A 14,484-nucleotide genomic window follows, 5' to 3' on the forward strand; every position below is an offset into this window, starting at 1 on the left:
GAAGTCGTGGCAGCTATGGATGCATCGTTGACGTTTGGCGCCGCGCATTGGCACTACGCCACAAGGATTTCGGGACTAACTCCGTACAATTTCCCCAACGGCGGCTTTCGCATTCCGAGGGGAGGGCGGCAGGCTTGCGATTTTCTCGACCATTTCGGTGACCCACTGAGGGTCGCCGAGCCTTGTAGCACGGCCGGATTCCACTACCTGCTTGAAGAACTCTTCTGCCAGATGAATCTCACGCCTGTCATACTTCCTGGCAGCGTGCGTAAAATCCGCGCTCCAGTCCTCGTAAGGATGGCGCAGCGTCGCAGCAAGGTAGGCTTCCCCTCCGCCGATACGCAAGATTCCCGTGAGGGCGAGGGCGATGTCCGTCACCTTCGCGAGTACTTTTGAGTTTCCAAGCCGACTGGGCTGGACCGATAGGTGAAGGTTCATGAACCGAGACCAGGGAATGACTTCGGTCTCCGTTCCACCCACCCAGCAGCTGATGCCCTGCCCCTGGAGCTTCAGGTACCTGCTCTGGCGACCTGAAGGATCACCGACGATCCACTCGCCTGCGACGAGTTCCAAGGGACCTAGTTGACGATGCATGATCACCGGTCACCGATCCATTGCCATGCCGCGTGACGCCCTCGAAGTATACGCTTCGAGGACCCTGCTCAATTCCATGTCGCGTGTCAGTCCGTGGCGGAGTCCACGGAATTTATTGAATGCGTAGTCGATGGCGAGACCCCTTGCGAATCTTCGCCACTTCCTATGCCTGATGTGGCGCTGAAATATACCATTGCCGTATCCGCCCTTAAAGACAGATGCCCCAAAGGCTATTCCGCCCGCAATGGCGCATCCCACGCCTGCGGTGAAGGTGCATACTCCGATTGACGCGTAGCCTGCGAATATCGCAATGCCTTTCCTGTGGCTGACTGCCCAATGGTGAGCCTTCCTGATACCACGCCACACCTACCTCGCCCATCGCGGTTGACCACAGAACTGACTTTCCTCGTCGTGCCAGACCCCGACCGCCCGAACCATCCTCAGATCCGTCGAGTCACTCCTGCCGGGCCGCTGCCAGACCTTACTCACCACGAGCGGGCAGCTCCACCCGATCCCCAATGGGCGGCGTACTGACGGGCCACCTCCTCTACCTCCTGCGGTAGTCGCGGACTTTCCCCGCGCGGTTGTCCCCCGACCGACGGGAAACTCCAGATTTCGAGATCTGCCCACCTCGCATAATGCGGCGGTATTTCCTTCTCTCCAGGCGCATGGTTCTTCCCAGGCCGGGCAGACGACCGCCGGACAGCCACCCATATCCGCACCTTCCCGGATCCGTCATTCTCGAAAACGAAGCACAGACAGTGTGCACGGGAGGATGAGGGGTATTCGACCTACCGAGCGATGCCCGCGGAAATATCGGGCCAGCTTTCTTGATATTCGCGTACCACAACGGAAGGGCTTTCATGACCGACGGCGTGTGGGATTATCAGGAAGAGTCGGGTCACAAGGCAGGGACGGACCTGACGGGATTCAAGGTCGAGGCGAGGGACGGCAGCATAGGCAAGGTCGACAAGCACTCCGAGGACGTCGGCGCCGCGCACATAGTCGTCGACACCGGCATGTGGATCTTCGGCAAGCATGTGCTGCTGCCCGTCGGCACGATCTCGTCCATCGACGTCGCGGAGCAGAGGATCCACGTCGACCGCACCAAGGAGGAGATCAAGGACTCCCCCGAGTTCGACAAGGACAGGCACACCGGCGACGCCGGCTACCACGAGCGGGTCGCCGGCTACTACGGGACGCCCCACGCCTGACCCGCGCTCCGTACGAACGCGGTGGCCGACATCGGGGTTCGCCGGTGCCGGCCACGCGCTGGGCCCGACTGGAGGGAGGGTGAGCGGATGGTCATCATGGATTCTCTGACCGGCACTGTGGCTCAGGCCCGCCGGGCCGTGACCGCGTTCGTGGCCCGGGTCTGCCCATGGGCCGACCTGGACGCCGTGATCCTGGTCGTCTCCGAGCTGGTCACCAACGCCGTCCGGCACACCACCGGTTGGTGGCAGCTGAGCATGGAAGGATCCCCCGACCGCCTCACCGTTGCCGTCGACGACTCCAGCCACACCCTGCCGGCCTGCCGTCCCCGCAGCGTGCACCACGACGGTGGCGGCCTGGGATGGCACGTGGTCCGCACCCTCGCCTCACGCGTGGAGATCACCGAGCATCCCGCCGGCAAGACGATCCGCGCCATGTGGCTGCGCCCGGTGCCGGACGTCACGCCCGCGTGAGCATCCCGGCCCGCAGGGTCGCCGGGATCCGCGTCTCCGCGCCGAAGCGCATCCGCAATATCCTGCGGTCGCGCCGCGCCAAGTGCGACGGCGGCTCGGGCCCCGGCGACTCCCGAACCGTGCGACGCTTGACACAGACCCGCATGAGTCGCACATCCACGGCAGGAGCAGCAGTCATGCGCACCAGGAACAGCGAGACCAAGGCCATCCAGCAGATCTCCGAGCGGCTGAAGTCCTGCTACACCACTACCGAACCGGCCACGGTTGACGCAGCGGTCAGGACAGCCCGGGACAACCGCCTCGAGTCCCGGATTCGCGACTACGTGCCCATCTTCATCGAACGCCAGGCCCGCACCACGCTCGACGCCTCAGGAGAACACCGTCAGTCCCCTCGGGACCAGTGACGCCACGTCCCGCATCCGTTTGTCGCTGAGCGTGGCTGCGGCGTAGCCCTAGGCTCGGGGCATGGCGCGCACCCGGCTGTACCGCAACGGCACCCTGGTCCTGGAAGACTTCCCCGCCGACGACATCTCCGAGCACCTCGCCGATCCGTCGTCGGTGGTGTGGCTGGACCTGCTCCGGCCCGGGCCGGAGGAATTCGCCATGGTCGGCCGGGAGTTCGGGATCCACGAACTGGCCCTGGAGGACGCCGCGCACCAGGGGCAGCGTCCGAAACTCGACCGCTACCGCACCCATGAGTTCCTCAGCGTCTACGCCGTCACCATCGACCCGGACAGCGCGGCCCTGTCCACCAGCGAGATCTCCGCCTTCCTCACCACCCAGGCGATGATCACCGTCCGCAAGGACGACGGGTTCCCTGTCGAGGACGTCGTCGCCCGCTGGGACCAGAGCCCGGACCTGGCCGGGCACGGCGTCGGATTCCTGCTGCACGGCCTGCTGGACCACGTCGTCGACGGGCACTTCGCCGCGGTACAGCAACTCGACGACAGCATCGAGGGGCTTGAGGACCTGCTCTTCGAAGAAGGACGACGGCAGATCCGGACCGTGCACCGGCGCCTGTACGCACTGCGCAAATCCCTGGTCCGCCTGCGCCGCGTGGTCCTTCCGATGCGTGAGGTCGTCAACACACTGATGCGCCCCGGCCTCCACGTGGTCACCGAGCCGCTCCTGCCGTACTACCAGGACGTCTACGACCACGTGCTGCGCGCCACCGAACAGACCGAGTCCGTGCGGGACATGCTGGAGTCGGCCATGGAGACGAACCTGTCGGTGCAGTCCAACCACATGAACCTGATCATGAAAAAGGTCACCAGCTGGGCCGCGATCATCGCCGTTCCCACCGCCATCACCGGCTTCTACGGGCAGAACCTCCCCTATCCCGGCTTCGCCCACCAGTCGGGATTCATCGCCTCCACCGCCGCCATCGTGATCCTCTCCGTGCTGCTGTACGTCACCTTCAAACGCAAGGACTGGCTGTGACGGCCGTGGAGCCGGCGTCGCGGCCCGGCACCGCCGTGTAAACATCCTGATCGCTCTCCTCCGGGCCGACCAACCGACCGGCCCCGGGACTACGCTGCTGTTCGGACGTCCCAGACCCCGACGGCCAGTTGCTGCTTGGCACACATGCCGCGAAAAGCGGCATCCCCGAGGGGAACCGGCTGGGTCCTACGCCCCGGAACACCGGCTGCTGGATAGGTCATTCACCTGCCACCCAACAGTGCGACCGCACCGGCAAACCCGGCCGGTCCCGTGAACCGAGGCGCCATGCCCACGACCGTCCCACCCGCCCTGCACGTCTTACGGCACGACAGACGCAGCCACGCACTGATCGCCCTGTCCGGCGAGATCGACCTGGACACAGCACCCCTGCTCGGCGCCACGCTCGAGCGGTGCCTGCACGACGGCATCCGCGCCATCGACGTGGACCTCACCCACGTCACCTTCTGCGACTGCAGCGGCCTCAACGCCTTCCTCTACGCCGCACTGCGCACCGCCGGAACCGGCGGATACCTGCGCCTCCACTACCCCAGCCCGGCCGTGGAGCAGCTCTTCGCCGTCACCGGCAGCGGATCCCTCTTCCTCAGCCTTCCCGACCCCCTCGCCGACACCGCGCCGGGCCACCAGACGCCGGACCAGCGCACTGCGGTCGCACTCGCCTTCAGCGGAGGTGCGGTGTGGTGAACCGCAGGGTGCGCCTGCGCGGGCTGAGCCGCTGGCAGGCCGAGCACCTGCGGGAGGACCTGGCGGACCTGTACGTGGAGTCCTGTGCCACGGCGTCCGGTTGGGAGCATCGCGGCCGGAAGGACTTCCTCCACCGTCTGGCGGGCGACCTCCGGCACCCGGGGTTCGCCATGCTGGTCGCGGAGTCGCCGGCACTGGAGTCGCCGGCGCTGGAGTCGCCGGCGCTGGTCGGGTTCGCGTCCGGATTCCCCGTGCGGCGCGACGGCGACTGGTGGAGCGGGTTCCGTAGCGTACTTCCGCAAGAGGTCGGACAGTTCGCCACGTCCGGGCGGGTCTTCGCGATCACCGGCATGGTGGTCCATCCCACCGTGCGGAACCGCGGCCTGGCCGGGCGTCTGCAGGAGCGGCTCTTCGCCGACCAGCGGGCGTCGCTCGGCGCGACCCTGGTGGGCCGGGCCAATCGTGCGGCCTGTGCCGGGTTCCGGTCGTGGGGATGGCGCGACATCGGCGTGGTCTACCGGCCGCCGGGCCCCACCGTGTTGCGGGCGCTGGTCCTTCCCCTCGCAGAGCGCACGGATTCAACAGCCTCAGGGAGAGCAGGGATGATGAGCCGGCAGGATCACCCGACGACCGACCGGGCGGCAGGTGTGCCCGGTGACGGCTGGTAGCCGGTCGGCCCGGATCCAGGGGCTGGTGGCCGAGCAGGCGGCCCGCCGAGGCGCGCGGGTCGGCGTGGTGGATGTGTGTGCCGCGGCGGTGGCGGCGTTGCCGGTCGGCGGGGCCGGGGTGTCGGCGATGTCCCGGACCGCCGTCAGCCACCCCCTGTGCAGCACCGACGACGTCAGCGAGCAGCTGGAGGAACTGCAGCTCACGCTCGGCGAGGGACCATGCGTGGATGCCTTCGCCCTCGGGCTGGCCGTTCTGACGCCCGACCTGCGGACCGATGAAGCATTCGCACGCTGGCCCGTGTTCGCCCCCGCCGCCACCGAGGCCGGCGCCGGGGCGGTCTTCGCGTTCCCCCTGCAGATCGGGGCGATCAGCCCCGGCGTCCTCGACATGTACGCCACCTCGCCGGGTGGACTGGACACCGAAGAGCTGGCCGATGCGATGGCCTTCGCCGACACAGCCACCCTGGTACTGCTCGATGCCGGGACCGACGGGCCGCACGACGGAGGCCTGGCGGACCTGGGCGGGTACCGGGCCGAGATCGACCAGGCCACCGGCATGCTCACCGAACAACTCGGCGTCGGCCTCGAAGAGGCCTTCGTCCGGCTGCGCGCCCACGCCTACGCCCATGGCCGCCGCCTCGCCGACGTGGCCGCCGACGTGGTCGCCCGCCGTCTCCGCTTTCCCCCGGACACGGGCACAGACCGGAGCGACGATGACAACTGACCGCACGTCCCGCCCCTCCCCGACGGAACCAGTCCCACCAAAAGGATGTGCACGATGAACCAGCAGCTCCTTTCCAGGACGTTCGTCGAACTGGCGGACAACCTCGTCGCCGACTTCGACCTGATCGACTTCCTGCGCCTGCTCACCGACCGCTGCGTGGACATGCTCGATGTCAGCGCCGCCGGCGTGCTCCTCGCCGACCTCAACGGGGAACTCCGCGTGATGGCCGCCTCCGACGAGCGCGTACGCCTGCTGGAGCTCTTCCAGCTCCAGAACGACGAAGGCCCCTGCCTGGAGTGCTTCCACCACGGCACCCCCGTCACCGTCCCCGACCTGGCCACCGAGACCGACCGCTGGCCGCGCTTCGTCGCACAGGCCCACCAAAGCGGCTACGCGGCGGTCCAAGCCCATCCGATGCGGCTGCGCAACGAGGTCGTCGGCGCCCTCAACCTCTTCCGCACCAGCACCGGCCCCTTCAATCCGGTCGACACCCCCATCGCACAGGCCATGGCCGACGTCGCCACCATCAGCCTCCTGCAACAGCGCTCCACCCACCGCAGCAACGTCCTCAACGAACAGCTGCAGACTGCCCTGAACAGCCGCGTGCTGATCGAACAGGCCAAGGGCAAACTCGCCGAACGCCTCAACATCGACATGGAAACAGCCTTCACCGCGCTACGCGCCTACGCCCGCGCCCACAACCGCCGCCTGTCCGACCTCGCCCGGGGCTTCATCGACGGCACCGAACCCCTCAACGGCCTCGTAGCCTGAACACCCGCGCCAGAGGTCGCCCGGCATCTTCTCGGGCCATGCGGGCAGGAGCCCTGTGAGAACGCGGCTCCGGCCCCCGGCAGCGTGGCAAGTCATCCCTGTGACCCTGTGGAGGCCCGGCCGGTGACCCTCTGGATCGTTGTCCTCCTGCTGATCCTGGTGCTGTTCGGCGCCGGCATCACCATGCACATCCTGTGGACAGGTGCGGCCGCCCTGGTGTTCATCTGGATCCTCGGCTTCGGCCGTACCTGCCAGAGCCGTTGACGAACGCCCAGTCCCGTCAGGGGTGCGCATCTCATTCCCGACGTTTCAGTGCACGTGCCACGCGCGGGAGTTCCTCGTGCACCACTCGGCCGACCAGGGCGCCCCCGAATACGAAGAGGCCGACGCCGACCAGCCAGGACTGGAGGACCAGGACGGTGCCGATGGCGCCGTAGGTGACGGCGTTGGATGCGATCAGTGGGGAGAAGACGAGCCGGGAGAAGACCCTGAGAACGAGCAGTCCCATCATGGTGGCGACCGCGCCGGGCAACAGCGCACGCCAGCGGACCCGCCCGCCGAGCAGCAGGCGCTGGGACCACCAGAAGAACAGGACGGCGCTCACCGTCGCGGCGAACGCACCGGCCGGGGACTCGCGTCGCAGCGTGGTGGTCGCGGAGACGAAGAGATAGCCGGTGAGCACGCCGAGCCACACCACATGCCGCCACCCGGCCCACCAGCGGGCCGGCGGCAGATTCCAGATCTTCTCGTAGCCGGCCTGCACCGCCGCCCCGAAGGTCAGCCCGAAGGCAGCGAGGACCACGATGCCGAACACGGTCGTGGTACGCAGGGCCTGACCAGGCCGGGTGAACAGCAGCTCGACCTGCTCTCTGGAGGCCGCCGACACGCCGAGTCCTTCCCCCAGCCACTGCGCGAAGCCCCGCCCGCGTCCGGCCGGCGAATGGCTGATCACGCGACGCAGCCGTCCGAGCAGAGACGAACGGCCCGCCGCACTGGATGGCTTCATCGACATGGCTCTCGACTACCACGATCGATGACGTCGCCGCGCGAGGGCGCGACGACCCCAGGCCCCAGGCCCGGAAAGCACCAGTATTCCCGGTCCGTTGACAGGCACCGGTATCCGGCGTTCACTGACAAGTACGGCGTAGGGCTATGACGCTCCGGAATGTCCGGGAGACGCGCCCCGTTCCGTTTCGCCCGGACCCCGCGGAATACAGGGAATCTCCCTGTGACCATGTGGAGGCCCGGTCATGATCCTCTGGATTCTTCTCCTTCTGCTGGCCCTGGTTCTGTTCGGGTTCGGCTTCACCACGCACATGCTGTGGATCGCCGCAGCCGTACTCCTGGTCGTCTGGCTCTTCGGCTTCGCCCGCCACCGCCGGAGCCACTGACCGACGCCGGTACACCCCCCTCCAGCAAACGAGACCAGCGAAATGGGAGAGCCATGAGCCTCGGAACGAAGTTCAAGAGCAAGACGCAGGTGGTCAAGGGCAGGATAAAGGAAGGCTTCGGCCGTGCCACCGGAAACCAGCGACTGAAGAGGGAAGGCAGGGCCGGCCGGGTCATGGGAAACCTCAAGCAGTCCGGCGAGAAGGCCAAGGCCGCTTTCAAGCGGTGACCACGACCGCCCGGGTGACACCCGGCACGCACCCGGGCCGTGGCGGGTGACCCCGGGCGACCGCTCGCAGGCGGCGCCAGCGCGCCGACGCGAAGGAGAAACCGCCGTCGCATCACCCGGCGGCCCATGGCGGCGGTGTCCAGCTGCCGCAGGAAGCGCCGCATCGCCGCCCGTACCGCGAGGCCCACCAGCACCTGGCCGGAGGTAAGCGCGGAGCTACAGGGGTGGCCGCCGTGTAGGCCCGGACGAGGCGTCAGCAGGTCTGGCGGAGGTAGCCGCTCGTGCCCTTGGACACGATCAACTGGTCGCGGCGGACAATGCTCAGTGTGCTGCTCCAGCCGGAGCACACATCCGACAGGCCCTTCGCCGTGTACTCGACCACGAGCACGTTGTTGTCGAACGCCTTGGCGAACTCGCCGCACTCGTTCCACTCGCCGCACTCCTCCACCACGGCGAAGTCCAGACCCACGGACGCACGGTCGGGCACGAGCTCAAGGGTGTTCTTCTGGGCGATGGCCAGCCCCTTCTCGTGGGCGTGCACCGACAGCAGCTTCATCAACGCCTTGGCCTGGCCTGCCGCGAGGTATTTCGGGAAGCGGGTGAACGTGTCGTAGTTGTCGGGCTCGACAGCCTCGTACCCCTTGGCCGCGCACTCGTCGATCCAGGCGTTCACCTTGGCAGCGATGCGCTGCCGCTTGGCGTCAGTGCGGATGTCCAGGACCGCCTCGCCCCAGTCCTCGTCGTAGACGACATCCCCGTTGGCGTCGCGCAGCAGCAGGTCGGGGTCCCAGTCGCCCTCCGCGTCCTCCTGTGCCTGGAAAGCGTTGATATTGCAGATGTTGTAGACACCCGGCGCGGCCGGGTCCTCGTGGCTGCGACTGACCACCTGCACACCGGTGGGCGGGGTATACGCGCCGCCGACCTGGTAGTCCCACCGCACGTGCTTCGGCGGTGGCGTCACCGTGGCGGCGGACGTAGGCACGGTGGACGCGGGCGCGGTGGACGACTGGGATGTGTTGTTCTGGTGCGATCCGGTTCTCACCGCCATGATGCTCAGTCCGGTGACGGCCAGCGCTGCGGCGAGGCTGACGAGGATGCGCCGCCCTCGACGTCCGTGACCGGGTCGGGTCCTGTCCGTACCTTCCGTTCCCTGAACGGGGCCTGCATGGGAAACCTGGCGGGTGGTCTCCGCGGAGTCGGCCACTCCCGGCACGACCGACACGACCGGAGCGGCGGAATCGGGCAGCGCCAGGAGCATACGGTGCAGTTCGGCGAGTTCGGGCCGGGCGGCCGGGTCCTTGTCCAGGCAGCGTTCGGCGATGCTCCGGAGCGGTTCGGCGACTCCCTCCAGAACCGGCGCCTCGTACATCACCTGATAGCCCGTCAAATAGGGGCTGGCGCCGTCGAACGGGCGGTTGCCGGTGGCCGCGTACACCAGCAGCGACCCCAGCGAGAAGACGTCCGAGGCCGCGGTGACATCCCGCGGCGCGGTGAACTGCTCGGGAGACATGAACGGCGGGGTGCCGATCAATCGCCCGGTCACGGTGAGGGCCTGGTTGTCGACGGCGTGCGAGATGCCGAAGTCGATGACGCGGGGTCCGTCCTCGGCCATCAGGACGTTGCTCGGCTTCAGATCACGGTGCACCACACCCACCCGGTGGATGTCCCGCAGCGCCTCGACAAGGCCCAGCGCGAGCGCGCGCAACTCGTGTCCGCGCAGCGGGCCGCCCTTGGCAACGGTGTCGGACAACGTGCGGCCCGGTACGTACAGCGTGGCCATCCACGGCTGCACGGCGTCCGGATCGGCGTCCACCACGGGGGCCGTGAATGCCCCGCTCACCCGGCGGGCCGCCGCGACCTCCTGCCTGAAGCGTGTCCGGAACTCCTCGTCCTGCGCGTACTGCGCGTGCACGACCTTGACCGCGACCTGGCGTCCCGAGGCCGAGCGGCCCAGAAAGACGACGCCCATGCCGCCGCTACCGAGCCGGTCGACCAGCGCATAGCCGCCTATGGACTCCAAATCTCCGGGGCTCAGCGGCATCACCGGTCACCTTTCCCATGTGCCGTGCTTCGAAAAGCCGTTCAGGGCATCAGACTAAAGGCTGTCCCGAACATGATCTCTGGGTCCCGGTGGATAGGGCCGGTCGCTTGCCGCAGTTCGGCTTGTCCGGCGAGGACGAGGCTGTGCGGGCGGGCGATGCCGAGACGAAGGAATGAGCACCCGAAGCACTTTCCCGGGTGACGTCCCTCCAACTGCCATCGGTGCTCGGCAGACTGTTCGCTTTCATGCCGCTTCCAGGACGGACAGCAGGGCATCCGGCGAGTCGGGGCCGGTCAGGGCCTGCTCCGTCCAGATGCACTTGCCCGTCGCGGTGTACCGCGCGCCCCACCGCTGCGACAGAGCCGCGACCAGTTGCAGGCCCCGGCCGCCCTCGTCCGTCTCCGACGCCCGGCGGATCCGGGGGGTGGTGAGGCTGCCGTCCGAGACCTCGCAGACCAAGGTGCGGCTGTGCAGCAGGCGGAGCAGCACCGGGCCCTTGGCGTAGCGCACGACGTTGCCCACCAATTCGCTGACCAGCAGTTCCGTGGTCATTGCCAGGTCGTCCAGGCGCCATTGCGAGAGTTGCTCACGGACGAGCTTGCGCGCCTCGCCCGCGGCCTGGGGCAGCATGGGCAGTGGCCAGGCGGCGATCGCCTCGGGGGGAAGCCTGTGTACGCGGACGGCCAGCAGGGCCGCGTCGTCCGCGGACTGTTGCTGGGCCGGGAGAAGGCCGGCGGTCAGCGTGTCGCAGAGGACGTCGAGATCGCTGCCGCGGTCCTGGGCGAGCAGCCGGGCGAGATGGGCCATGCCGGCGTCGATGTCGCGGCTGGCGGACTCGATGAGCCCGTCGGTGTAGAGGACGAGGAGGCTGTTGTCCGGCAGCGCGAGTTCGACACTCTCGAAGGGCGGGTCGGCGGCGCCCAGTGGGGGATCCGGAGCCGCATCGGGGAAGTCGACGGTGCCGTCGGGGAGGACGACGGCGGGCGGCGGGTGCCCGGCACGGGCGAAGGCGCAGATGGCGGTTGTGGGGTCGTAGACCGCGTACAGGCAGGTGACGTACGAGTCGTCGCCGAGCCCGGAGACGATGTCGTTGAGGTGGGCGAGGATCTCGTCCGGGGGCAGGTCCAGCTCGGCGAGGGTGTGTACGGCGGTGCGCAGCCGCCCCATGGTGGCTGCCTCCGGCAGGCCGTGGCCCATCACGTCGCCGATGACGAGAGCGACCCGCTCGCCGGAGAGCGGGATGATGTCGTACCAGTCGCCGCCGACGTCCATGCCCTGACCGGCCGGCAGATAGCGGGCGGCGGCGGTGCAGGCGGGCAGCGACGGCAGCGCCTGTGGCAGCAGGCCGCGCTGGAGTTCCTGGGCTCGGGTGTGCTCGGCGTCGAAGAGCCGGGCACGTTCCAGCGCCTGGGCGACGAAGCCGCTGATCGCGACCAGGAGCGTGCGCTCCTCACCGGTGAGGCGGCGCGGCCGGTCGAAGGAGATGACGCACACCCCGATCGGGTGATCCGAAGCGATCAGCGGCAGGAACGCCCAGGCCTTCTTGCCTCCCGCCTCAGGATGGTCGGCCAGCGGGGGGTAGCGCGCGACGTACTCCTCCGGCGAGGAGATGAACTGCGGGGTTCGCAGGCGCAGGGCGTCCATGGCCGCGCCGCGCTCCGAGAGGGGGCGGTCGTCTAGCCGGTCGAGGAATTCCCGGGGATAGCCGAGGCTGCCGACGACCTGCGTCCGGTCGTTCTCGATGGCCTGTACGACCAGCCCGGCCGCACCGAACGGCGGCAGTACGTGCCGGGCCACGGCGTCCACCACGCCCGCCGAGCCGGTCGCGCTGGCGAGCGCAGCCGTCAGCTCCGCGATACGGGCGGCCCGCTCGACCTCGGCGCGCGCGGCCGCCTCGCGCTCGGCGTCCCGCATCCGCTTGTCGTGGACGTCGGTGAAGTAGAAGGCCAGGCCGTCGGGGAGGGGGACCAGCCGCATGTGGTACCAGCGTCCGGTTCCCCCGGCCAGGACGTCCAGGCCGGTGGGCGTGGACCGGGCGGCCGTCTCCTCGCAGAGCGCCCGGAGACCGGGGACCTGGAGAGCGGCGGAGAGTTCCCACGCCGTGCGGCCGATCAGCTCCTGGCCGCAGCCGAGGACCCGCTCCGCCTCCGCGTTGACGAAAGTGATCCTCCACTGCTGGTCCAGGGCGAGAAAGCCGTCGCTCATGTGACGCAGGGCGCGGCTGATCGCGTCATGAGCACTTCGGGACTCCGTGGTGTCCCAGACCGTACCGACCATGCCGACCGTCCGGTCCGCGTCGTCCACCTTCACCCGGCCGCGCACCTGCACCCAGCCGGTCGTGCCGTCCGGGCGGTTCACCCGGTACTCGGTGCCGTACAGGCTCCGGTCGCGCACCGCCTTGTCGACCTCTGTCGTCACCAAGGGAACGTCGTCCGGGTGGACGAGGCCCAGCCAGGTTTCCGTCCGCCGGTCGTACGTCTCCGGATCGATGCCGAGCACGGTCATTGCCGACTCGTCCAGGACCAGTTCTCCGGTGCCCATGCGCCACTCCCAGGAGCCGACGCGTACGGCCTTGAGCGCCTGCCGCAGTCCTCCCCCGCCCCCGGCGACCGGCTGATCCTGCGGTGACGCAGGCGCGGGCGTCAGCGGGCGACTCATCCGCGAGGCGGCCCAGGCGGCGACAGCGTCGAGGAAGGCCCACTGCTCGGGGTCGGGCTCGCGGGTGGTGGTGGTCAGGACGGTGAGCGCACCCAGCGGGCCGTCCGGGCCGGGCACGGGGACGGCGGCGGCACCGCCTGCGGAACCCGCGGCGTCGGCGGTCCCGAGGCCGGGTCCGTCGGGCGGGAGTGCGGGCAGCCAGACACGGGCCTCTTCCCGCGTGGCGTGGGCCGGGGGCCAGTCTCCGTCATCCTCGATGCGCTCCCAGGGGCCGGTCAGCGCCGGCGGCAGGTTGCTGCTCGCCACCAGGCGCAGGCCGCGCAGGCCGCCGAGCCGGCGCACATGAATCATGCCGCCCACCCCGCCGAGCTCGGCCACGGCGTGCTCGAGAGCGAGACGCAGGGCCTCGGTCAACGGCAAGCCGTCATCGATGGCACGGAGTATGTTCAGCCGCCCCTTCATGTCCATAATGTACAGAAGATCCGCATTGCTGGTGAAGTCGCATACTGACCGTGAACAGCACACCGGTCAATACGGCAGACACCCTCCTCAAAAACGTTGCTTGACTCAAGTAAGCCTGATGTGGTTGCCTAACTCAAGTAAGGAAATCAGCAGCCCCGCTTCCCCGAAAGGCAACTCCCATGAAGGCGCTCCTCTCCTCCCGCCCCGCCCTGTGGTTCCTGTTCCTGTTCAACCTCGCTGTCGCCGCAGTCGCACCCTTCGCCATCGACGGCACACAGGGTCTGATGACCAGCGCCGGCATGGGCATCGTCTCCCTCGGCGCAGGCACCGGCCTCCTCCGCAGCCGCGGACAGCGAGCCTGACCCTCTCCGGTCCTCCGATCCCTCCGACTCGCAGGAGCGTCTCCCATGCCGCACACCACCACCGCAGCGACCAAGGAATCCCGCACCGGTCGACCGGCACACGCCACCCCCGCCCCCGCACGACGCACGCCGACCACCGCCGCAAACGTCACGCCCGTCCTGCACGGCCTGATCCTCCTCTTCGCCCCGACGAAGGACGGTGGACAACCTTGACCCACCCCCATTGCTCCGACGCGGTCTGCGCGTCGGAGCGAGCGGCGTTCTCATCGATGTGAAAGCCGCGGCGGGCCGCTGGAGCCTGATCGACCTCGAAGCACTTCCGGCGGCGTCCCTACGCTCGGCCCTGGGCGTCGGCGTCGGCGACGGCGATCGCGATGCCGAGGGCCTTGGTGATGTTGCCGGCTGCCGTCATGACGCGGGCTGTGCCCACTATGGGAGCGATGGCGACCAGGACGTCCTGCAGCTGCTCGGCGGTCAGGCCGGCCTGGAGGGCGGGGTCGATGTTGGCAACGTAGGAAATCGGCGGAGCGTCCGAAGCGGCGAGGGCCGCGATGCGGGTGAGCATGAACACGTCCGGGGCCAGCCCGCACCGCTCAACCGAGTCGACGGTCATCGCGGCGAGGGTGTCCAGTACCGGGGTTTCAGATGCTGTGGCCATGGCGGGTCGTCTCCTGTTGGTGTCGTGATGCAGCGTCTACTGCTCGACCGTAAGTCCGTTTCTTGCGGATTGCCTGTCGGGGGATCGTCCGAGGAGGCGGC

General features: G+C 68.5%; 18 protein-coding genes. 13 read left to right on the plus strand and 5 right to left on the minus strand.

The genetic code is table 11. The annotated features are described in order from the left end of the window. Positions 1–75: 75 nt before the first annotated feature. Positions 76–573, minus strand: a complete 498-nt coding sequence (locus OG607_RS20780; protein WP_405725319.1) for a hypothetical protein — start codon at positions 571–573, stop codon at positions 76–78. An 884-nt stretch (positions 574–1,457) separates the two neighbouring features. Between OG607_RS20780 and OG607_RS20785 the strand changes: the two genes are divergently transcribed. From OG607_RS20785 to OG607_RS20825, 9 genes are all read left to right on the plus strand, one after another. Continuing rightward, the gene (locus OG607_RS20785; RefSeq protein ID WP_405725322.1) at positions 1,458–1,808 is read left to right on the plus strand and encodes a PRC-barrel domain-containing protein; all 351 of its coding nucleotides are present in this window, start codon (positions 1,458–1,460) and stop codon (positions 1,806–1,808) included. Between the two features lie 96 nt (positions 1,809–1,904). Then, the gene (locus OG607_RS20790; protein ID WP_405725325.1) at positions 1,905–2,279 is read left to right on the plus strand and encodes an ATP-binding protein; all 375 of its coding nucleotides are present in this window, start codon (positions 1,905–1,907) and stop codon (positions 2,277–2,279) included. A gap of 176 nt (positions 2,280–2,455) precedes the next feature. Further along, complete coding sequence (locus tag OG607_RS20795) at positions 2,456–2,683, plus strand: three-helix bundle dimerization domain-containing protein (protein ID WP_405725328.1); 228 nt, start codon at positions 2,456–2,458, stop codon at positions 2,681–2,683. A gap of 61 nt (positions 2,684–2,744) precedes the next feature. Continuing rightward, complete coding sequence (locus tag OG607_RS20800) at positions 2,745–3,719, plus strand: magnesium transporter CorA family protein (RefSeq protein WP_405725331.1); 975 nt, start codon at positions 2,745–2,747, stop codon at positions 3,717–3,719. A 285-nt stretch (positions 3,720–4,004) separates the two neighbouring features. Next, positions 4,005–4,421, plus strand: coding sequence for an STAS domain-containing protein (locus tag OG607_RS20805; RefSeq protein ID WP_405725334.1), 417 nt, complete (start codon positions 4,005–4,007; stop codon positions 4,419–4,421). Next, a complete protein-coding gene (locus tag OG607_RS20810; RefSeq protein ID WP_405725337.1) occupies positions 4,418–5,089 on the plus strand; it encodes a GNAT family N-acetyltransferase in 672 nt (223 codons plus the stop codon). Before OG607_RS20805 ends, OG607_RS20810 begins: the two co-directional genes overlap by 4 nt. Next, a complete protein-coding gene (locus tag OG607_RS20815) occupies positions 5,076–5,813 on the plus strand; it encodes a GAF and ANTAR domain-containing protein (RefSeq protein WP_405725340.1) in 738 nt (245 codons plus the stop codon). Before OG607_RS20810 ends, OG607_RS20815 begins: the two co-directional genes overlap by 14 nt. 54 nt (positions 5,814–5,867) lie before the next feature. Further along, positions 5,868–6,584 carry a GAF and ANTAR domain-containing protein gene (locus OG607_RS20820; protein WP_405725343.1) on the plus strand — a complete coding sequence of 239 codons (717 nt, stop codon included), beginning with the start codon at positions 5,868–5,870 and terminating at the stop codon, positions 6,582–6,584. A gap of 123 nt (positions 6,585–6,707) precedes the next feature. Continuing rightward, on the plus strand, positions 6,708–6,848 hold the full coding sequence (locus OG607_RS20825) for a hypothetical protein (RefSeq protein ID WP_405725346.1): 141 nt from the start codon (positions 6,708–6,710) through the stop codon (positions 6,846–6,848). Between the two features lie 31 nt (positions 6,849–6,879). Here OG607_RS20825 and OG607_RS20830 read toward each other — a convergent pair whose 3' ends face one another. After that, positions 6,880–7,596, minus strand: a complete 717-nt coding sequence (locus OG607_RS20830; protein ID WP_405725349.1) for a ribonuclease BN — start codon at positions 7,594–7,596, stop codon at positions 6,880–6,882. A 238-nt stretch (positions 7,597–7,834) separates the two neighbouring features. Between OG607_RS20830 and OG607_RS20835 the strand changes: the two genes are divergently transcribed. Further along, complete coding sequence (locus tag OG607_RS20835; protein WP_405725352.1) at positions 7,835–7,975, plus strand: DUF5670 family protein; 141 nt, start codon at positions 7,835–7,837, stop codon at positions 7,973–7,975. A gap of 53 nt (positions 7,976–8,028) precedes the next feature. Next, positions 8,029–8,202 (plus strand): CsbD family protein, encoded by a 174-nt coding sequence (locus OG607_RS20840; RefSeq protein ID WP_405725355.1) that lies wholly within the window; start codon positions 8,029–8,031, stop codon positions 8,200–8,202. Between the two features lie 253 nt (positions 8,203–8,455). Here the strand turns inward: OG607_RS20840 and OG607_RS20845 are convergent, their stop codons facing one another. After that, positions 8,456–10,243, minus strand: coding sequence for an endo alpha-1,4 polygalactosaminidase (locus OG607_RS20845; RefSeq protein ID WP_405725358.1), 1,788 nt, complete (start codon positions 10,241–10,243; stop codon positions 8,456–8,458). A gap of 243 nt (positions 10,244–10,486) precedes the next feature. Next, complete coding sequence (locus OG607_RS20850; protein ID WP_405725361.1) at positions 10,487–13,363, minus strand: SpoIIE family protein phosphatase; 2,877 nt, start codon at positions 13,361–13,363, stop codon at positions 10,487–10,489. Between the two features lie 179 nt (positions 13,364–13,542). Between OG607_RS20850 and OG607_RS20855 the strand changes: the two genes are divergently transcribed. Then, complete coding sequence (locus OG607_RS20855) at positions 13,543–13,725, plus strand: hypothetical protein (protein WP_405725364.1); 183 nt, start codon at positions 13,543–13,545, stop codon at positions 13,723–13,725. Between the two features lie 45 nt (positions 13,726–13,770). After that, positions 13,771–13,938, plus strand: a complete 168-nt coding sequence (locus OG607_RS20860; protein ID WP_405725367.1) for a hypothetical protein — start codon at positions 13,771–13,773, stop codon at positions 13,936–13,938. A gap of 118 nt (positions 13,939–14,056) precedes the next feature. Here the strand turns inward: OG607_RS20860 and OG607_RS20865 are convergent, their stop codons facing one another. Beyond that, positions 14,057–14,383, minus strand: coding sequence for a carboxymuconolactone decarboxylase family protein (locus tag OG607_RS20865; RefSeq protein WP_405725370.1), 327 nt, complete (start codon positions 14,381–14,383; stop codon positions 14,057–14,059). Positions 14,384–14,484: the final 101 nt, after the last annotated feature.

Source organism: Streptomyces sp. NBC_01537 (assembly GCF_045040445.1).
In the GTDB taxonomy this organism is placed as follows: Bacteria; Actinomycetota; Actinomycetes; order Streptomycetales; family Streptomycetaceae; genus Actinacidiphila.